The organism is Pseudoalteromonas sp. MM17-2, assembly GCF_022347945.1.
Classification (GTDB): domain Bacteria; phylum Pseudomonadota; class Gammaproteobacteria; order Enterobacterales; family Alteromonadaceae; genus Pseudoalteromonas; species Pseudoalteromonas ruthenica.
Genome location: NZ_JAKRFV010000007.1, coordinates 134,828 through 154,003 on the forward strand (window position 1 = coordinate 134,828; position 19,176 = coordinate 154,003).

19 protein-coding genes are annotated in these 19,176 nt (G+C 47.2%); 10 read left to right on the forward strand and 9 right to left on the reverse strand.

What is annotated here, in order from left to right; all coding sequences use genetic code 11:
- Positions 1 to 32 precede the first annotated feature (32 nt).
- Entirely contained in the window at positions 33 to 539 is a 507-nt protein-coding gene (locus MHM93_RS08145) for a hypothetical protein (RefSeq protein WP_022946828.1), read from the forward strand.
- Positions 540 to 674: 135 nt separating this feature from the next.
- Entirely contained in the window at positions 675 to 1,451 is a 777-nt protein-coding gene (locus MHM93_RS08150; RefSeq protein WP_239448629.1) for a glycosyltransferase family 25 protein, read from the forward strand.
- Between the two features lie 42 nt (positions 1,452 to 1,493).
- On the opposite strand, the gene MHM93_RS08155 is transcribed toward MHM93_RS08150, so the two are convergent.
- Entirely contained in the window at positions 1,494 to 3,263 is a 1,770-nt protein-coding gene (locus MHM93_RS08155; protein ID WP_239448630.1) for a PDZ domain-containing protein, read from the reverse strand.
- A 174-nt stretch (positions 3,264 to 3,437) separates the two neighbouring features.
- On the opposite strand from MHM93_RS08155, the gene MHM93_RS19440 reads away from it, so the two are divergent.
- The 8 genes from MHM93_RS19440 to ilvN all read left to right on the forward strand — a co-directional run bounded on the left by MHM93_RS19440 (position 3,438) and on the right by ilvN (position 13,159).
- The gene (locus MHM93_RS19440) at positions 3,438 to 4,979 is read left to right on the forward strand and encodes a GGDEF domain-containing protein (protein WP_239448631.1); all 1,542 of its coding nucleotides are present in this window, start codon (positions 3,438 to 3,440) and stop codon (positions 4,977 to 4,979) included.
- 117 nt (positions 4,980 to 5,096) lie between these two features.
- On the forward strand, positions 5,097 to 6,440 hold the full coding sequence (gene ppnN, locus MHM93_RS08165) for a nucleotide 5'-monophosphate nucleosidase PpnN (RefSeq protein ID WP_022946824.1): 1,344 nt from the start codon (positions 5,097 to 5,099) through the stop codon (positions 6,438 to 6,440).
- Entirely contained in the window at positions 6,437 to 7,273 is an 837-nt protein-coding gene (xni, locus tag MHM93_RS08170) for a flap endonuclease Xni (protein WP_239448632.1), read from the forward strand. Before ppnN ends, xni begins: the two co-directional genes overlap by 4 nt.
- A gap of 25 nt (positions 7,274 to 7,298) precedes the next feature.
- A complete protein-coding gene (locus tag MHM93_RS08175) occupies positions 7,299 to 7,691 on the forward strand; it encodes a DUF3192 domain-containing protein (protein ID WP_022946822.1) in 393 nt (130 codons plus the stop codon).
- On the forward strand, positions 7,666 to 9,360 hold the full coding sequence (locus MHM93_RS08180; protein WP_239448633.1) for an HDOD domain-containing protein: 1,695 nt from the start codon (positions 7,666 to 7,668) through the stop codon (positions 9,358 to 9,360). The genes MHM93_RS08175 and MHM93_RS08180 overlap by 26 nt, the downstream gene beginning before the upstream one ends.
- 200 nt (positions 9,361 to 9,560) lie before the next feature.
- Positions 9,561 to 10,568, forward strand: coding sequence for an isocitrate dehydrogenase (locus MHM93_RS08185; protein ID WP_239448634.1), 1,008 nt, complete (start codon positions 9,561 to 9,563; stop codon positions 10,566 to 10,568).
- Positions 10,569 to 10,937: 369 nt separating this feature from the next.
- Positions 10,938 to 12,662: an acetolactate synthase 3 large subunit gene (locus tag MHM93_RS08190; RefSeq protein ID WP_239448635.1), complete on the forward strand. Its 1,725-nt coding sequence runs from the start codon at positions 10,938 to 10,940 to the stop codon at positions 12,660 to 12,662.
- Positions 12,662 to 13,159, forward strand: a complete 498-nt coding sequence (gene ilvN / locus MHM93_RS08195; RefSeq protein ID WP_022946818.1) for an acetolactate synthase small subunit — start codon at positions 12,662 to 12,664, stop codon at positions 13,157 to 13,159. Before MHM93_RS08190 ends, ilvN begins: the two co-directional genes overlap by 1 nt.
- A 102-nt stretch (positions 13,160 to 13,261) precedes the next feature.
- On the opposite strand, the gene MHM93_RS08200 is transcribed toward ilvN, so the two are convergent.
- The 8 genes from MHM93_RS08200 to MHM93_RS08235 form a co-directional block, all read right to left on the reverse strand.
- Positions 13,262 to 13,537 (reverse strand): HU family DNA-binding protein, encoded by a 276-nt coding sequence (locus MHM93_RS08200; protein ID WP_053909399.1) that lies wholly within the window; start codon positions 13,535 to 13,537, stop codon positions 13,262 to 13,264.
- Between the two features lie 129 nt (positions 13,538 to 13,666).
- On the reverse strand, positions 13,667 to 14,194 hold the full coding sequence (locus MHM93_RS08205; protein WP_239448636.1) for a DUF3833 domain-containing protein: 528 nt from the start codon (positions 14,192 to 14,194) through the stop codon (positions 13,667 to 13,669).
- Positions 14,191 to 14,691 (reverse strand): chalcone isomerase family protein, encoded by a 501-nt coding sequence (locus tag MHM93_RS08210; RefSeq protein ID WP_239448637.1) that lies wholly within the window; start codon positions 14,689 to 14,691, stop codon positions 14,191 to 14,193. Before MHM93_RS08210 ends, MHM93_RS08205 begins: the two co-directional genes overlap by 4 nt.
- A 19-nt stretch (positions 14,692 to 14,710) precedes the next feature.
- Entirely contained in the window at positions 14,711 to 15,208 is a 498-nt protein-coding gene (locus MHM93_RS08215; RefSeq protein WP_239448638.1) for a DUF2878 domain-containing protein, read from the reverse strand.
- The gene (locus MHM93_RS08220) at positions 15,189 to 16,451 is read right to left on the reverse strand and encodes a cyclopropane-fatty-acyl-phospholipid synthase family protein (protein ID WP_239448639.1); all 1,263 of its coding nucleotides are present in this window, start codon (positions 16,449 to 16,451) and stop codon (positions 15,189 to 15,191) included. Before MHM93_RS08220 ends, MHM93_RS08215 begins: the two co-directional genes overlap by 20 nt.
- Entirely contained in the window at positions 16,444 to 17,163 is a 720-nt protein-coding gene (locus MHM93_RS08225) for a DUF1365 domain-containing protein (RefSeq protein ID WP_239448704.1), read from the reverse strand. Before MHM93_RS08225 ends, MHM93_RS08220 begins: the two co-directional genes overlap by 8 nt.
- 40 nt (positions 17,164 to 17,203) lie before the next feature.
- A complete protein-coding gene (locus MHM93_RS08230) occupies positions 17,204 to 18,460 on the reverse strand; it encodes an FAD-dependent oxidoreductase (protein ID WP_239448640.1) in 1,257 nt (418 codons plus the stop codon).
- Positions 18,457 to 19,173, reverse strand: coding sequence for an SDR family NAD(P)-dependent oxidoreductase (locus MHM93_RS08235; protein WP_053909394.1), 717 nt, complete (start codon positions 19,171 to 19,173; stop codon positions 18,457 to 18,459). The genes MHM93_RS08230 and MHM93_RS08235 overlap by 4 nt, the downstream gene beginning before the upstream one ends.
- Between the last annotated feature and the right edge of the window lie 3 nt (positions 19,174 to 19,176).

Consider the following 19,176-nt stretch of genomic DNA (forward strand, 5'->3'; position numbering starts at 1 on the left):
CTGTGGGTACCCCAATTAAGGAACTCATTGGCATGAAGGCAATTTATCCTACCTTAGCGGCGCTGGTTGTTATTAGTGGTTGCACCAGCCCGCAACAAAAAGAGAATCAAGCATATGTCGACCAACTCAGTCCCTGCGACAAAATAGAAGCGCTTGTTGGTGCATATGACAACCAATTTGAGGGGTTGAAGCTTGGACGCATTCAATCAAAGTACATGGATAGCTGGCAATCACGCTATAACTTAATTGGTGAAAGCTGCCAAATAAGCGCCCTTAATGATAAAACCATGAACTATCATTGCCAAGAAAGTTATAAGGATAAAACCCAAGCCCTTAGCATTCATAACAAGGCGGTGGAGTTCACTCGTCAGTGCTTGGGCGAAAATTGGTTTGAAAAGCAAAAAGAGTCTGCCAACTCACTACGCACGACCTTTGTGCTTGATGAGTCTGCCCCCGTTGTTTCTATACATACTGGTAAATCTTTATCAAAACGAACCCCATGGATGACCTCTTATGAGGTAGGAACTAGCGTTAAATAAGGCATAAAGACCATTGCTGCAGCGGCCTCTTAAAAAGGACAGCGGCCGCTGATGTCATCTGGTTGTCATTTTTTCTACATATTACTGCCTTAAATATTCGCCACACTGGCCCCATACCCATCACAGGAGAGGATGATGGTTCCTATCTATGTCATTAACTTGGCTGGCAGCCAAGAACGCCTGGCTCGCGCCAAGCAACAGCTCCACGCCCAACAACTTGACTTTGAACGCATAGAAGCGGTTAACGGCAAAGCCCTAACTGCAGAGCAAGTGTCCGCTGTTTACAGCGAGGCGGCTAATCGCCGTCATTTTTATCGCCCTCTTAGTGCCGGTGAAATTGGTTGTTATTTAAGCCATCGCCGCTGTTGGCAAACCTTGATACAAAGCGGTGCTGAGTATGCGGTAATTTTAGAGGACGACTTTACCTTGTGTGGTGATTTAGCCGACAGTATTTCGGCAATCATAAACACCAACATGGCTATCGATATCGTTAAGTTATGCAGTTATCAAGGCCGGGAGCGGCCAGTGAAGTACAGCACCCAAATCAGTGGTGAACAGCACTTAGTGGTGCATGATAAGCCCATGAGTGGCTGCTGTGCTTATGTCATTAGCCGCCAAGGTGCGAAACAGCTATTAGCTCATAGTACCAAGATCAGCCGCCCGGTAGATACCGATATTCAATATTGCTGGGAAACCGGTGTTGACGTTGTCAGTATTAAGCCTTATCCCGTCGCTCAAGATAACTTTTTTGACAGCGATATCGCCGCAAAAGGACGAAATAAACCCAAGCCCTACCCACTGCAAAAACAGTGGCTGGCGCTGACCACCTTGCCAGCACAAATCATGGCGAGAAAAAACTTGATTAAAAATCTCAAGAGCCATGCTCAGCACTTAGACTCTCGCTCTCATTAATAAGAGTGGCGTGCAGGTAAAGCGCACGCCACATTAATGCGACTAGATTAAATCAACTCCCATCCAGGCTTCGAAAAGCGCTTGTTGCGCCGCTGTCGGGTTATCAACGGCCTTGATAGTCGCTGCCTCATTGTATTCGCCACCGAGTGTAAGCGTGGTGGTTCTTAGGTTATCTCTGCGAAAGTAAGTGATCTCAACTTGCTCTCCCACCGCGAATTGCTCAACCAAGGTAGCTAAATCGCTGCTAACTCGCTTGCCGTTGATAGCCACGATGCTGTCCCCTGCTGTGAGGTTCGCTTGCCAAGCAGCGCCATTTCTGCGCACATGGGTTAACTCAATCAAGCCATTGTCAAGCTTACCTTGCACATCTAGCGATGGGCTTTGTTTGGCATCTTCTGAGTAGGTACGCTGCAGCCCCACCGTCGCCAATAACGTATCGAAATCGACCTGCAATGGGCTATCAACATGGTTTTGCCACCACTGCGTGTAATCTTGGCCGCTGATATCGTTGAGAATGGCCAACACATCCGCCTCGTTAAACCCTTCAGGCAGACGATGGCGCTTATACAGTTCACGATGTACATCACGGTAACTTACCGCGCCATCAGAGTCGCTTAGCAGCTTTAAATCTAACACCATGGAGATCAGCGAGCCTTCAGAGTAGATATTGGTACTAAAGTTACGACCATGATCGCCGCCAGCATTAATCCATTTATCAAAACTGGTATGTGCTGCACTTTGCACCTCGCGTCCGGGCGTCTTTAAATGGCGGTCTATGCGCTTACCCAAATCCTTAAAAAATTCTTCTTTGCTCATTAAGTCACTGCGCAGCAGAAGGTGATCCTCAAGATAGCTGGTCGACCCTTCAGCAAGCCACAATAAACGCGAGTAATTAGGCGCTAGGTAATCATAAGGCACTAACCCTTCAGGGCGATAAGCTTTAACGTTCCAGGTGTGAATGAATTCATGGGCTGCGGTGGCAATAAAGCCCAAATAGTCTTCACGCTTGGCGAATTTGTCGCGATGGCGTTGAATGATGGTCGAGTTCAAGTGTTCAGTAGCACCGCGAGCGCCGGACGTTGCATGCACCATAAACACATAGCGCTGGTACGGGTAATCATCCCAAATGACATCACCGGTCTTTACCAAGGTGGTTAAATCCGTGACCATTTTCTCGGCGTCATAGTTACCTTGGCCCCAAATCACGAGCTCATAATCGCGCCCGTCAACGGTAAATTCATAATGGCTGTTAATACCGCTCTCAATGGGGGAGTCCACCAATACATCGTAATTATTGGCGATAAAGTGATGGTCATTGTCGCCATTATCCATTCCCGATACGGAGCGCCATTGCTTAGGAACATCAAGCTGCACAGAAACAGGCTCGTTGCGGGTTGCCTCACTAAACATAAAAAAGCCAGAGGCATCAATAAAAGCGTGACTGTCGTCAATGTGGCGCGAACGCAGGCCTAGTTGATTGGCATACACTTGGTAATTCAAGGTCACCGCTGTGGGTTTATCCAAAAAGATGCGCCACGTGCTTTTATCTACTTTTTGCCATTTCAGCGTATCACCTTCACTGTCTAGGGCCTCAAAATAACGCACACCATTGGCGAGATTTAATATGTCGTAGCGCCCTGTGCGCCATGCTGGTAGCTTGGCATCGATATAGCTTTGTCCGGTTTTATCAAATTGCACCTGTACATCACCCAAATGATGTGTACCGTCATCGATAGTTAATGTGTATTGCGTATCTGCCAGCGCGCAGTGGCTAAGGGCAACCATAGTGGCCCCCAGTAAAGCTTTTTTCACGTTGAAACCTAAAGAGAAATGATACTATGGCCGCCACCCTACCAAGTCGGACGCACAAACAACAAGCATTTGCGCCCAATTACTGATTCACAACAAAAAATCGGTGAGTAGTTCAGAAAAGCGAAGAAAATTGTTGTACACTAAAATCTAGAGTAAAACAGAAGGAAAACGGGTGTGTCTGAGCAGCTCGACGCGTTAAGAAAAAAGCTTAATTCCGCCGTCTCCCAACGGCAAACAATCGAGAACACCCGCCAAGAGCAAGTTCGTACCCTCGCGCAATTTATTGCCAAGTTATCCTTGGTGTGTAAAGGCATGGATATCGAGCTAGATAACCGTCTTGCCGCATTTAGAAAGTTGTTACACAAAGGCGCCAACTATCAAGACCTGCTCCCTGTGATAGACGAGCTCACTGACTTACTGTCTCGCCATGAAGCCAATCTGGAAGCGCGTTTTCGTGCCTTGCATCAGGGTGTGCAGGCGGCCGGCATTAATTTGCAAAAGCGCAAAGGTATTCCCGCCGAGCTTAGACGCACCTTGCGCCACCTACTTAATACTGAGCTGGTCGACGCACAAACTGCCGTCGACTTTTTGCCGATACTAGAGCGGTTAGTCACCATATACGACCAAGTGATGGCCAGTCGTAGTCAGCAAGAGGATGGTGACCCAAGCGATAACACTCAACTGCAACCCTTAATTGATGAGCTTAACGCACTGAGCAGTGAGATCTCCTTAGAAGGGGAATTGGCTGAGCATCTACGGCAATTAAAATCACAAATTAATGCTGCCAGCACAATCGATAGCTTACTGAATGCCAGTGTTGAAATCATGCGCGTCATCGTCTTGAGCCTGAGTAAAGAGCGCCAGTCTGCTCAGCACTTTCTTGCCGCGTTAAATCACAACCTGTCGGAATTGCAGCAAGCCATCGCTAAAACCAGCGACCGCTCTAAGCAATTAGATAGCAAAATCAGTGCTGTATATCGCCAAATTGATGAAAACATCAATCACTTGAGTGAGCAAACCGCGCAAGCGACCGATATTCAAACGCTCAAAGAAACTGTTGAATCTAAGCTCTCTGCGCTGACCGAGCAATTACTGAGTAAAGAGAAATTAGAGGCGCAGCAACGGGATACCCTAAGCCAAGCGTTGCACAGTATGCAATCTCAGGTTGAGGCGTTGGAGCAGCAAGTTGCACAATATGAAACCAAGCTTGAGCGTCAACGTCTGGTGTCATTGCAAGACGGGCTGACTAAATTGCCAAATCGTATTGCCTTTGATGAGCGCATGGATCTTGAGCTGAAACACTTTAAACGCCATCAGACCCCGTTGTGCTTGGTGGTCATTGATGTCGACCACTTCAAGTCCATTAATGATAATTATGGCCACAGTGCCGGTGATAAAACCCTACAGGTTTTGGCCACGGCGATGAAAAAATCGATTCGCAGTACCGACTTTATTGCTCGCTTTGGCGGTGAAGAGTTCGTAATGCTTATGCCAAACGTATCCATCAATAACGTTGTTCGTCCGCTAGAGAAGCTGCGCCACACTATTCGTAGTATTCCTTTTAAGTTCAAAAATGAGCAGGTGCAAATCACGGTGTCTATTGGGGTCACCCAAATTAACGCCGACGACACTGCACTCAGTGCTTTCGACCGCGCTGATAAAGCGCTGTATGAGGCGAAGAATGCAGGGAGAGACCGGTTAATTTTGTCCAGTTAACCGCCAAGGCATTGCGTTATTGCTGTGACTGTGTCAAAAACAACTCAAGCTGACCATCTATTTTTAAGTGCTAGCTATTTTTAGCACTCGCCACATGCATTAAATTAAGGAGCAGCAATGCAAGTACAGCTTAATCCTACTGGCGTATTAAACCTTCTTTCACAATTAGAAGTAGATTTGCTCGCGCAATCGACCACTGACCGTTATCGGCTCTTTCGCAATTGTGCGCTCGCGGTCCTTAACGTGGGCAGTCATACCGATTCCAGCGCCGAGATTTACGATCGCTTTCAAGACTTCGACATTCGTTTAGTCGCCCGCGAGCGAGGAATCAAAATAGAGCTGACTAACCCCCCTGAAACCGCTTTTGTCGATGGCGATATCATTCGTGGTATCCATGAGCATATTTTTTCAGTCATTCGCGATATCTTATTCATTTGTCAAAAACACCAAGCGATGGTAGAACCCGATCCAAAAGCGATAACCCACATGGTCTTCGACATGCTTCGCAATGCCGATGCCATGCCAGTGAACACCGATCCGAACATGATAGTGTGTTGGGGTGGCCATTCTATTAATGAAATCGAGTATAAATACACCAAAGAAGTGGGCTATCAACTCGGTCTGCGTGGCCTGAATATTTGTACAGGGTGCGGTCCAGGTGCCATGAAAGGGCCAATGAAAGGCGCAACGATAGGCCATGCCAAGCAACGCGTTGACAACCCGCGTTATCTCGGCCTCACCGAACCCAGTATTATCGCTGCAGAGCCACCCAACCCAATTGTTAACGAGCTGGTCATTCTACCGGACATTGAAAAACGCCTGGAAGCCTTCGTTCGCGTTGCCCATGGCATTATTATTTTCCCAGGTGGCGCAGGCACTGCAGAAGAGTTGTTATATTTACTTGGCATCTTGTTGCACCCTGAGAATCAAAAGCAACAGCTGCCGGTGATACTTACCGGGCCGGCACAAAGTAAGGACTATTTCGATGAAATAGTCAGCTTTGTACGCGACACCTTAGGCGAGCAAGCATTAGATAAGTTTGAGGTGATCATTGACGACCCGGCATTAGTCGCCAGTAAATTAAAAGCGCAAATGCAAGATGTGCGCGACTATCGTCGCCAACAGGGTGATGCCTACTACTTCAATTGGACGCTGCGTATTGAGCCTGAATTCCAGGCACCGTTTGCCCCAACCCATGAGAATATGGCGTCTTTGAACTTGCATTTAGAGCAGCCTAAGCAACAACTTGCCGCCAACTTACGCCGTGCTTTCTCGGGGATTGTTGCTGGCAATGTTAAAGATGAAGGGATCCGCGCTATCAAACAGCATGGTGTGTTTGAGCTATCTGGCGATCCTGAGTTAATGCGTAAGATGGATACCTTGTTAAGTGCCTTTGTGGCCCAAGGGCGCATGAAGTTGCCAGGCAGCACCTACATCCCTTGTTATACCATTAAGACATGATGCACTTTCTACTTATTGATGCGCTGAACTTGATTCGGCGCATTTATGCGGTGTGCGAGTCTCAACATGGTAGTGATAGCGATGCTGCCATTGAAGCAGCGCTGCAGCGAACCAGCAACGCCATTAATAAGCTAATGCACCAATATCAGCCCCATTATGCGGTTGCGGCCTTCGATGGACAAAGCAGCTGGCGTCATGCTTACTACCCTGATTACAAGATATCGCGCAAACCGATGCCAGAGCGCCTAAAAACCAATTTGGGCCGTTTTGCGCACGCGTTTCACGCCGCCCAAATAAGCACCTTGAGTGTAGATAACGAGGAAGCGGATGACGTATTAGCGACCTTGGCCAGTAAAGCGCCGCAGACCATGCAATGTATTATTGTGTCTACCGACAAAGGCTATTTGCCACTGTTAAGTGAGCAAATCAAAGTATATGACTACTTTGGCAAATCTTTTCGCGATGCTCAGCAGGTACAGGACAAATACGGCGTTAGCGTGGCGCAACTGACCCAGTATTTCGCCTTGGTCGGCGACAAAACCAATGATATCCCAGGTGTAAATGGCATAGGTATAAAATCAGCAAAGGCATTACTCACCCAGTACGACAGCGTTCAACACGCCCTAGCGCAAGCACCTGAAAATAAAATTCAGCGACAATTAACCAATAATTTGCCACAGTATGTGCGCGCTTTACATTTGGTATCGCTGCGCTGTGATATTGATCTTGGCGTAAGCCTAAAGCAGTTTCGAGTGCACAACGGGGCGCAGCAAATTGTTCTTCCACCGCACTCGACTTCGCAAAGCAGCGCCAAGCCCGGTATACTGAGTTAAATTGGCTGGTGGACGCAGTATCACAATGTTAAAAAAAGTATTACGTTATGTGGTGTTAGGTATCGGTGTGTATGCCCTGATAGCGACACTCGTGATGACCTTTTACAAGGATGACCCTGGCTCCATGGTATGGCAGGACAGAGAAGCCTATAACAAACGGTTTATCGCGAGCCTCGACTCTGCCGATTCAATGCCCATTGAGGAGGTTCTTGATACCTTGGGTACACCGGATCTAACCTTTGTAAAACGCCGAGGCGATGATATTTACCAAATAGTCTTTTATCGCACTCAGCACAAAAAGGCCGATGGCATCACCACCAAAGATGAATGCACCGGGCTGCTGTTTAAAAATAAAAAGCTTTTAGTATGGGGGCAGCAAGCCGAGCTTGCCTATGACAAAGTCGACTTACAATCCTAAATACGTCGAGCAGTTCGACCGCGTTATTGACTATATAGTACGCTTTGATAAAGCCGCACTGTCGCGCTCGCAGTGGTCTAGCTTATACCCTGCCCTGCTCGGTCTCAGTGAGCGCTTAAGTGTGTTAGCCCATAAGCAAAACGGTTTATTTCAATGGCTGCTATCAACCCACATACAAAACCTTGCTTATGCGCAGAGCCTACGTCTAAAACGCGTCGCCATCGTGGCCGGATTGTGCCGCGCTCACAATTACCACCGCAGTGATACGCAAGTAATGATGATGGCGGCGCTCAGCGCTGACATATCAGTACTATCACTGCTCAATAAGCGCCATAATGGCGAGGCTCTAAGCAGTGCAGAGCGCCAACGGTTTAGCCAAAGCGCATTACTGAGCCTGAAGATGCTGTCGCTCAGTGGCGAAGAGCAACCTGCGCTAACGCAGATCATTGCCAAGCTAAAACGCTATCGCCGCGAAATTATCAGCCATCAACGCGCACCGTTATATGATGGTTATACGCGTATTGTGGCCTGCGCCAGCATTTTAGCAGAGCAAATGACAGCAGCACGGCCGTTACACCTCTTTAATGCCTGCGCGCAGTTGTATAAAGCCACTCATAATGTTGCCATACAGCAAGACTGCGATACGTTGGTTGACTTCTATTCTCCACAACTTCTTGGTTCGCGACAGCGCTTTGAAGAGAATGACTATTTATACATGGGCTGCCACCCTGATGGTCAGTATATTTTCACCGATGCGCAGGCGACTAAGTCTCGTTTTCGACTGCTCGCCAACCCTCACTGGCAATACCGCCAACCGGTGCGTTACCGCAATTGGTCGTCAGTGAGTGCCCGCGCCAGTGTCCCTGTGCAACGCGCCAGCCCCGACCCTCAGGCGCAGCGCGATCATGATGCCATCGTCGCACAAATTCGTGGTGCCCATGGTTATAGCGATATTGAGAAAGTCATCGCACAAGACGACACGCTCGTTGCGCAAATCATGATGCAAGCGAGCCAGTATAATCGCGGTGCACAAAAGGCCAGCTCTTTGCGGCACGCGCTTTCCATGGTAGGGCTTTACAGCGTTAGGGATTTTATTGCCCGAGTGATGTTGGAAGAAAAGATGCTGCAACTGTGTCACCCTATGGCACAGTTTCTACAAGCTCGAGTACACAGTGCCATTCGCATCGTTGAAGATATCGCAAGGCAAACAAAAGACCTCCAGCATGAGCGACTATCAGCCTTATTGCTATGTTACTTCAATTTCTTTATTTTTGAGTGCCCACAGCGGTTATCTCGTACCATTGCGTTAAACCCGTTGAAAACACCCATGCAACAAGACATAGCACGCCCGTTGGCGACGCTCCTTGGAGTACAACACTATGATAACGAAGCGTTGCGCCATTATTTGACCCGTCATATTGGCAGCAATGAGTGGGTCAATGCGTTATTAAACAGCGAACAACAACCATTCGACCAGTTGAACAGCAATGCGCGGCTATGCTGTACGTTAAAAATCATCTTGTTTTACACCTTCTCCGGGCCGGCGACGGCAAGTGCTTGGCAACAGCAGTTAGTTAAGCAAACTATGGTCGATTGGCAAGGGCCCAGCACCAAAATCGAGCGGCTGGTCGATCGTGCCTTATCTTGCGCACCACACAATGGCATCTAACTGAGCTTAATTCACCATATTTATAGTCGGTATAAGGTATATTTAAAAGCCATATACTGGAAAAATAACGCCTTTGCTGCTATAAAACGCCCCTGAATTCTCACGTAAATTTATCCACCCTAAACGTTCATTTTACTGTTCTTAGCAGCAGCGTTGGCGTCGTTGGTGGACACATCTATCAGTTTTAAGGAATAGGTTACATGGCTAAGCAAACCATTAGCGTCATCAAAGGCGATGGCATCGGTCCAAGCATTATCGACGCGGCAATTGAAATTCTTGATGCCGTCGGTTGTGAGTTTGATTACGAATACATTGATGCTGGTCTAGCCGCGCTTGAAAAAACTGGTGAACTTTTACCACCAGAAACGCTCGAAGCCATTTCCCGTAATAAAATCACGTTAAAGGGTCCATTAACTACACCTGTAGGCGAAGGTTTTACTTCAATTAACGTCACACTTCGTAAACAGTTTGGCCTTTACGCTAATGTGCGCCCAGTAAAATCTTTTGCTGGCACCAAGGCGCGCTATGACGACATCGACATTATCACCATTCGTGAAAATACTCAGGGTATGTACTCTGGTCTAGGCCAGGTGGTTTCAGAGGACGGTAACGAAGCCGAAGCGATGTCTAAAATCACGCGCGATGGCGCTGAGAAAATCGTCACCTTTGCTTACGAGTTAGCACGTCGTGAAGGCCGTAAAAAAGTCACTGCAGTACACAAAGCAAACATCTTGAAATCAACCTCAGGGCTGTTCTTAAAAGTGGCTCGTGAAGTGGGTGAACGTTACCCTGATATTGAATCATCGGAAATGATCGTTGATGCAACGTGTATGAAACTGGTCATGAATCCTGAGGAATTTGACGTTATCGTAACCACTAACCTGTTCGGTGACATCCTTTCGGACTTATGTGCTGGTTTAGTAGGTGGTCTAGGTATGGCCCCAGGCGCTAACATTGGCGAAGACGCGGCTATTTTTGAAGCTGTTCACGGCAGTGCTCCAGATATTGCAGGCAAAAACCTGGCAAACCCAACCTCAGTTATTCTCGCAGCCATTCAAATGCTTGAATACTTAGACATGGGTGACAAAGCAGAGCGAATTCGCGCAGCAGTTGCTGATGTCATTAAAAGTGGCGACCGCACCACTCGCGACTTGGGTGGCGAGCACGGCACCACAGACTTTACCGCTGCCGTTATTGAGCGTCTGTAAGCAGGAAAAAAACACTGCATACAGGTGGTCATGATGATTGAATAACCTGACTAAGACCGGTTCGATACCGGTCTTTTTTTTGCTAAAAACTTTACCATTAGGACAACTTTATTCTGAGCAGGTTAATTTAAACTCTCATTACGTATTTTTTATTCAAATTTAGTCTTGTTCGGGGTTGACAGTGTGCTTTCAAAAGCTTAACAATAGAAACCATTGTTGAGTATAAAAGTGTTTACCCATGTTTAATGTCGTCGTTCTCGTTGTGATTCTCGTGGTGGTCTTAACCAAGACTGCGGGGCCTACGTGAGCGAGCATATAACGCTAACAAACCCCCGCCCTTAAGCGGGGGTTTTTTTTTAAGGAATGAGGATGAATGAGCAACAGTTTAACGGTGGAGAGTTAGTCGTCGCCGCGCTAAAAGAACTAGGCGTTCAATATATATTTGGTTATCCAGGGGGGTCGGTATTAGATTTATACGATGCGCTCTTTGAACAGCAGGACCTTGAGCATATTCTTGTGCGTCACGAGCAGGCAGCTACGCACATGGCTGACGGATACGCCCGTGCGACCGGAAAAGTGGGTGTGGTCTTGGCCACTTCCGGTCCCGGAGCGGCTAATTGCGTAACCGGTATTGCTACTGCCTACATGGACTCAATCCCCATGGTGGTGATCTCTGGACAAGTACCCAGCAACCTTATCGGTGACGATGCCTTTCAAGAAACGGATATTGTCGGTTGCTCACGGCCTATCGTTAAACACAGTTTCAACTGCCGTAGCGCAAAAGATATTCCGACTATGCTTGCCAAAGCATTTTACATTGCTAGTAGCGGTCGCCCGGGTCCGGTTGTTGTTGAACTCCCTAAGGACGTACTTAACCCAACCCAGAAGTTCCCATTTGAATTTCCAGGTGACATCCAGATCAGAACCTATAATCCCAACAAGAAAGGCCACCCAAAACAAATTAAAAAAGCGGTCAATGCAGTTCTTAACGCTAAAAAATTGGTCATTTATTCAGGGGGGGGTATCGTTCTTTCCGACACCAGCGATAAGCTTACCGAACTGGTAGAGACGCTTAACGCCCCTTGTACTAATACGTTAATGGGACTCGGTGGGTTGAGCGGTGAACATCCAAACTTTATTGGTATGCTAGGCATGCATGGCACTTTAGAAGCAAACAAAGCGATGGCCAATGCCGATCTTATTTTAGCTTTAGGTGCTCGTTTTGATGATCGGGTTACCAATAACGTGAATAAGTTCTGCCCAGACGCAACCATAGTCCATGTTGATGTTGACCCAACCTCGATTTCTAAAACTATCAGCGCCCATATTCCGGTGGTTGGCTGCTTAGACACCGTACTGACACAATTATTAACCGCTATCAACACATCGAACATTGCCATTGATAGAAGTGCCCAAGAGGATTGGTGGCAGCAAATCAATCGTTGGCGTGAACAAAAATGCCTTAGCTTCAGTGCAGGCAGTGAAAAAATCAAGCCACAGACTGTTATTCAAAAGCTTTATAAAGCCACTAACGGCGATGCCTACATCAGCTCCGATGTGGGTCAGCACCAAATGTTTGCTGCCCAGTACTACCCCTTTAAAAAACCTCGCCAATGGATCAATTCCGGAGGCCTTGGAACCATGGGGTTTGGTCTTCCTGCAGCGATGGGCGTTAAGCTTGCTTATCGTGATAGCGAGTCAATATGTATCACTGGAGACGGCTCCATTCAGATGAACATACAAGAGCTATCAACTTGTTTGCAGTATAACTTGGCGGTCAAAGTTGTATCACTGAACAATCGTTCCTTAGGCATGGTGCGTCAATGGCAAGATATGATGTACAGCGGTCGTCACTCGTCGTCTTACATGGAGTCTCTACCTGATTTTGTCAAACTGGCGCAAAGCTATGGTCATGTCGGTATACGCGTTGATCATCCCGATGAGCTTGATAGCGCCATTGAAGAGATGCTCAATATCAGCGATAGATTGGTCTTTTTAGATGTGCGTGTTGATGAGTTAGAGCATGTTTACCCGATGCAAATCAAACTAGGCGCAATTGATGATATGTGGCTGAAAAAAGGAGTGAAAGCATAATGCGTAGAATATTATCAATCTTATTAGAAAACGAGCCTGGCTCACTTTCACGCATCGTCGGCTTATTTTCCCAGCGAGCTTATAACATCGATAGTCTCGCGGTGGGCACCACCGATGATGCATCGTTATCGCGCATTACTATTACCACGCAGGGCGGCGATCGTATCCTTGAGCAAATCCTCAAACAAGTTAATAAATTAGTGGATGTGCTCAAGGTCATTGATCTAACCGAACAAAGTCATATTGAACGTGAATTACTCTTAGTTAAGGTTGTAGCCCAAGATGAGAGCACACGCGCAGCAGTAACCCGAGTTGTTGATGTATTTGGCGGCGCCATTTTGGATATGGGGCGGATCAGCTATTCATTACAACTCGCCGCAAGTACTGAGAAGCTAGAATCGTTTTTGGATACCTTGCGCCATGAAACAGAGGTCATAGAAATGGTGCGTTCTGGAGCTATTGGTTTAGGACGTGGCGATAAAGCCTTGAAAGGATAGCAACAAGGCGGCTGGCATTTCATTGACTAATTATGAATTGCAGAGCTTTAAACGTAAAAAAGGGCGAAACCGCCCTTTTTTTCACAATTGTTAGTAAACTGATTATGAGTTTACTGAGTCTTTTAGACCTTTACCCGCTTTGAAGCTTGGGATATTCGCAGCAGCGATTTGGATTTCTGCGCCTGTTTGAGGGTTGCGGCCGGTACGAGCTGCACGCTCTTTAACTGAAAAAGTACCGAAGCCTACTAGCGCGACAGAGTTACCATCTTTCAAAGAGTTAGTCACCGCACCTGTGAACGCGTCCAGTGCACGGCTCGCCGCTGCTTTTGAAATTTCTGCATCACTGGCGATCTTTTCGACTAATTGAGCTTTGTTCATTGTTTGATTCCTATTCGTTATTTTTTTGCCTTAGCAAATCTATCATTATGCATTTTTACTGACTTGGCAACCGCAAATCACACATTTTCTGAAAAAGTTCTCCTCTGGAGAGCCCTTAGGCACAGAGTTTTAGCGTTTTTCTATCACCAGCGTGATTTCGCCAACCTCCAATCCCAACTTATCAATTGCGGTGCGGTTGATCAACCTCGATTCTGTGACAAGGTACATCCAATCGTCTAGGTCTACCGTCATAGTATCACCGTCATAAGGAATTTCGAGAGTGTACTTCCAATTGAAGGCACTGCCTCTGGTCACCCCTTGCGCGGTGCCAACCACATCATTGGCGGTCCCGGTAAGGGTGCCATTTTCACCCAACTCGATACGCCATACACGCGTGTCCTGCTCGCCGTCCTGATAATAGAATTGCTCGTCAATAACGCCTTTGTTTCCCTGCCATGAGGCCTGCATATCAACGCGAAAACGCCGTGTGACCTCACCTGAGTAATCTTGCACTATGCCATAGGCAACTAACTCGCCAGAAAAAAACTGTTTAAAATCAAATTTCGGTTCAGTTCCTTCATAATCCTCGATGGAGGCCGAACAGGCAGTCAACATCGCCAATACAAACACACCTAAATAAACGCGTAATGACTTCATTCACTTGCTCCTATTAATTTCTGACGCAGTTTTGGCTCGCTGGTGTCCGGCGACAACCATATTGCCAAAAAGGCTTCGCTAAAAGCCTGTTGCTCGATGGTTTGTAACTTTTCACCGTTATAATAAAAAGTACCCACGCCCTGCTCATTGGTCTCAAAAGCCAATGAATCCCCTTTTGTGATATCCGGCCATAAGCCTTGTAACGTATCGCCATATTCACTGACGTACTGCGCCTTATCAAGGTGTCGCCACTGATCAAATGTAGCTTTAACAATGTCGCTTGCTTCTATATCTCTGAGATAGGTGAGGGTCAAGCGCACTGGATGCTCTCCGCCTTGGTAGTCGCCATCTGTCGTTGCTAATTTCGCGCGGTATAGGTCCCAGAACATATAGCTCATAACCCCTTCACCAACCACCTTGAAGGAGACCTGTGCCCACGCCGGTGATGGCGCCATACCACCCAGGGTTAATGCCATAATGATAGGAAGGTATTTCATGAAAAATCATCCGTAATAACTAGGTATTATCTTCTACGCGTCCTGCAAGGCGATTGATCACAATAATCACGGTAAAAGCACTGGCCCAAAGCAGCCCATACACAAGGTAAAATTGCCACCAAGGCAAGGGCGTTGACAGCACTTCAAAGCGAGCAGCACCTAGGTAGCTAAATGGTGCACACACCCAGCACAAGAAAAAGCATTGCCACAGCGGCAATCGCGTAATGAACCGCAATGAATGATTGATAGTTAACAGGAGGGAAACCCATAATAAGACGAGCCACCAGGGTATCCAAGCGCCTTCAAATTGCAGTAGCGCAAATTGCGCAGCACTCGTTTCGAGTAATAAAGCAATGGGTAGACTGGCAAGTAACAGTATGTCTTGCTTGCGCTTTTCAGAGAGCGCAAGCATCATCACAATCAGCGCCGCCATCATTGGCAACGCATCGTTTTGCCAAAAAAAAGCTGCCCACCAGCAGCTTTGAAACAAAATAAAATTAGTAGCTAAGCGCCACATGATCATCACCGCCGTTGAAGCCTTGCTTACGCGCGCTTAGGTGCACAGTGCTAATTGCCCGCTGGCGAAATGCCCCTTCGCAATAAGCCAGATAATACAACCAAAGGCGATAGAAGGCGCTGTTGAATTTAGCTCCTTGCAATTGCGGCCACGCCTTTTCAAAGCGAGCGCGCCAATCAGCTAACGTCCGAGCATAATGAAGGCCAATATCATGTAATTCATGCATGACCAGGTCTGTGTTTTTACGCAAATGCTTACTCATTTCATCAACACACACCAAACACCCGCCAGGGAAGATGTACTGTTGAATAAAGTCAGTTTCTTTTACGTATTTACTGTAGCGCTGGTCATTAATGGTGATAGCCTGAATAAGCATGGCACCACTGGGCTTTAGAAGGCTGTTGCATTTGCTGAAGAACTCACCGAGGTACTCATGACCTACCGCCTCAATCATTTCTATAGAGACAAGCTTGTCGTAGTGTCCTTCAAGCAGTCGATAGTCTTTCTTTAAGAGGGTAATTTTATCTTCTAAGCCGTGCTGCGCGATTTTTTGCTGCACATAGGCATGTTGTTGATCTGAGATGGTTGTAGTCGTTACATGCACATCATAGTGGGTAGCGGCATAGATAGCAAAGGCGCCCCACCCTGTGCCAATCTCGACAACCTGATCGCCATCGGCCAACTGCACACGTTCGCATATCAGCTTTAATTTATGTGCCTGCGCTTGCTCAAGGGTTGCATCTGCTTGAGGATAAACGGCACAGGAGTAAAGCATTTCATCACTTAAAAACGACTCGTATAGTTCATTGCCCAAGTCATAGTGAGCAACAATGTTTCTTTTCGAGCCTTGCGTGCTGTTACGGTTACGCAAGTGCTTGAGTCGGTAGGCGATTGCGCTGAAAAAGGCGAAGCGACCTTCAAATTCATCGAGCTGATCTTGATTGAGAACAAAAATCTCCACCAAGGCAGTCAAGTTATCGCATTGCCAATGGCCGTCTATAAAGGACTCCGCCGCACCAATACTGCCGCCAAAGGCAAACGCATCGAACATACGCGCATCGCTTATATCCACGCGAGCTCTAAGCGAAGAGGTGTTATTGCCAAACTGATAGCTCTGATCACGAAAATGCATTTCTACAAAGCCGTGCTTTAAGGTTCTCAATGCTGCCAAGACAAAGCGTTTAGCGATCTGAGACTTCCAACTGATTGATTTTTTTGCTTCTACTTGGGTAACTCTATCCATCTTTCTTTCCTGGGTGAGCGTAAAACGGCACACGCTTTAACAATAACCTTAATGCTTGCCAGTATATCCCGCGCATGACACTCAGTGTCATTATAGGAAAACGCCGCAACACCTTAGTGAACGCACGGCGCTCTAACCCTCGATGTTGCAATCGCATGGTGGCATCAAATAATTTCTGCCGCTGGCGTTTGTTCTCAATATGAATAAACATCGCCCGGTTCTTGGCTTTCACTCGCCAATGGTAATGCATATCCAAATTCATAAAAGGCGATACGTGAAACTGCTTTTTAAAGTTCACTTTAGTTTGTAAATCAACTAAATAATAGTGACGCTCATTCCAAGGAGTATTACTCACTTCGGCAACCATGACACTGAAATCGCTGTCACCACGATAACGATAGAAGTAAAAATTGGCCGGAGAAAAGTAAATACCGCAACAGCGCAGCTGCACCAACATGTAAACTTGGGCTATCTCTTGCTCTACGCCCAGTTGCTGTGCTTTATGCACAGCGCGTTCAAACAGCGAGCCTTGCTCATCACGCAAGTAATCGCCTTGGTTAAACCGCAGCACCTTCCAGCCATGCGTCCCAACCAAAGGGTGGATACCATCAAGCTGCTCTGGGTGCTGAGTGTCAACCCACATCATGTACAGTGGATAGTTAAAACCATGGAACACGGGCTCGAAGCGCCGATGACGCACATCGCCAAGCATGATCGCGCACCCTTGGGTCAGTAACGGTTCCTGCACGGTCTCAGTCCTCAAAGTCGACCCCTAGCGCTTTGGCCACATCCACAGCACTGCGCACGCCATCTTCATGAAAACCGTTGTACCAGTATGCGCCGCAATAGTAAGTAGCTGCGAGGTTAACCTCATCTCGGCGTTGTTGCGCAGCGATGCTGTCGCTGTTGAATACAGGGTGATGATACGTGAAACGGCGCAGCACCTTACTATCATCAATAGCGTCATCACAATTGAGAGTCACACACAACGGTGGGTTGCTGTGCAAACCTTGGAGGATATTCATTTGATAAGTGACAACTGCGGCTTGCTCGGTGTTGTTATCAAGGCGATAATTCCAACTCGCCCACGCTGCACGACGCTCAGGTAACAAGCTAGTATCAGTATGTAGGACAACAGAGTTGGCAGTATAAGGCATCGCGCCTAGCACTTGCTGCTCGCTTTCGGTGGCATCGCCTAATAACGCTAGGGCCTGATCGGAGTGGCACGCAAACACCACCGCGTCATAGTGGTAAATCTCACCACCTTGCATATGAATCGTCACGCCATCTGGGTGCCTAAACACCTTTTCTATATTCGCGTTTAGGTAGATATTGTCTTTAAAGGGTTTCGTTAGCGGACCGATGTATTCACGAGAACCGCCAGGGATCACATACCACTGCGGGCGATTGGTAATATCTAACAGGCCATGGTTGTAAAAGAAGCGGATGAAAAACTCGATGCCAAAGTCTTGCATCTTTTTGATCGACGTAGACCAAATCGCCGCCCCCATAGGCAAAATATAATGATTGCGGAAGAAGTCGTTAAACCCATGCCTATCAAGGAAGCGACCTAAGGTGTCGCCTTGTTCATATTCGCCGCTGTGATAAAGATCCTTACACAACCGGTTGAAACGGACTATTTGCCACAACAAATGCCAAAACTTAGGTCGCAATAAATTGCGACGCTGGGCAAACAAAGTGGTCAATGTATGGCCATTGTATTCAAAACCTGTGTCCACGTTGTGCACGCTAAAGCTCATTTGTGTAGGCTTGCGACCTATGCCAATTTCAGCGAGCAACTTTTCAAAACGTGGATAGGTGCGATCATTAAAAACAATAAAACCAGTATCGACGCTGTGTTGCTGTCCGCCGACTTCAACATCTACTGTGGCGGTGTGCCCACCGATATAATCGTTCTTTTCGAAAACATCAACATGATACTTTTTACTCAACAAATAGGCACTACTGAGGCCCGCGATACCACTACCTATTACTGCGATTTTCTTCACCGCACCATTCCTTTTGCAATTTTGCGCCACAGCGGCCAAGGCAGCACGCGCAGCAGTTTTAAAATAAATGTGAATCTTTTTGGAAAATGAATCTCTTTACGCCGTTTTTGCAGGCCCTTATACATGTACTCAGCGGCTTGCTCTGCACTGACGGCCATGGGCATAGGGAAATCATTATTATCGGTCAATGGCGTTTTCACAAAACCAGGGTGGATAACGCTTACGTCAATGTCTTTAAGATCCACAGCCAGGGATTTTGCCAAATAAGTGGCGCCTGATTTCGATGCGCCATATGCCTCGCTCCGCGTCAGTGGTAAATATGTGACACTGGAGGAAACAATGGCGAGGTGGGCACCGGATTTAAGTTTCGGCAATAGCGCCTCAAGACAATAACCAAGGCTTAGAAGGTTGATAGTAATAACACGCTCGAATAATGCACTGTCAAAATGACGCGCATCATCGACGTATTCGCAGTTACCGGCGTTGAGCACCACCAAGTCAAGCTCGTCTATGTCAGTTGTGGCTGATTTAATAGCCTCTAATTCGGTGACATCAAAGGATAACCCTTTAATACGCCCTTGGCCTTGACTGTCTTCTAGCTCTTTAAGCTTTTGTTCGTCTCGCCCACACGCAATAACATCGTGTTGCTGCGCATAGCGCTTAGCTAGGGCTTCACCGATACCCGATGTTGCCCCTGTGATTAATACTTTCATAGC

Coding starts and splice junctions, on each gene's coding strand:
- MHM93_RS08145 (WP_022946828.1), top strand. CDS start 33: ATGAAGGCAATTTATCCTACCTTAGCGGCGCTGGTTGTTATTAGTGGT.
- MHM93_RS08150 (WP_239448629.1), top strand. CDS start 675: ATGGTTCCTATCTATGTCATTAACTTGGCTGGCAGCCAAGAACGCCTG.
- ppnN (WP_022946824.1), top strand. CDS start 5,097: ATGCAAGTACAGCTTAATCCTACTGGCGTATTAAACCTTCTTTCACAA.
- xni (WP_239448632.1), top strand. CDS start 6,437: ATGATGCACTTTCTACTTATTGATGCGCTGAACTTGATTCGGCGCATT.
- MHM93_RS08175 (WP_022946822.1), top strand. CDS start 7,299: ATGTTAAAAAAAGTATTACGTTATGTGGTGTTAGGTATCGGTGTGTAT.
- MHM93_RS08180 (WP_239448633.1), top strand. CDS start 7,666: ATGACAAAGTCGACTTACAATCCTAAATACGTCGAGCAGTTCGACCGC.
- MHM93_RS08185 (WP_239448634.1), top strand. CDS start 9,561: ATGGCTAAGCAAACCATTAGCGTCATCAAAGGCGATGGCATCGGTCCA.
- MHM93_RS08190 (WP_239448635.1), top strand. CDS start 10,938: ATGAATGAGCAACAGTTTAACGGTGGAGAGTTAGTCGTCGCCGCGCTA.
- ilvN (WP_022946818.1), top strand. CDS start 12,662: ATGCGTAGAATATTATCAATCTTATTAGAAAACGAGCCTGGCTCACTT.
- MHM93_RS08200 (WP_053909399.1), bottom strand. CDS start 13,537: ATGAACAAAGCTCAATTAGTCGAAAAGATCGCCAGTGATGCAGAAATT.
- MHM93_RS08205 (WP_239448636.1), bottom strand. CDS start 14,194: ATGAAGTCATTACGCGTTTATTTAGGTGTGTTTGTATTGGCGATGTTG.
- MHM93_RS08210 (WP_239448637.1), bottom strand. CDS start 14,691: ATGAAATACCTTCCTATCATTATGGCATTAACCCTGGGTGGTATGGCG.
- MHM93_RS08215 (WP_239448638.1), bottom strand. CDS start 15,208: ATGTGGCGCTTAGCTACTAATTTTATTTTGTTTCAAAGCTGCTGGTGG.
- MHM93_RS08220 (WP_239448639.1), bottom strand. CDS start 16,451: ATGGATAGAGTTACCCAAGTAGAAGCAAAAAAATCAATCAGTTGGAAG.
- MHM93_RS08225 (WP_239448704.1), bottom strand. CDS start 17,163: ATGCTTGGCGATGTGCGTCATCGGCGCTTCGAGCCCGTGTTCCATGGT.
- MHM93_RS08235 (WP_053909394.1), bottom strand. CDS start 19,173: ATGAAAGTATTAATCACAGGGGCAACATCGGGTATCGGTGAAGCCCTA.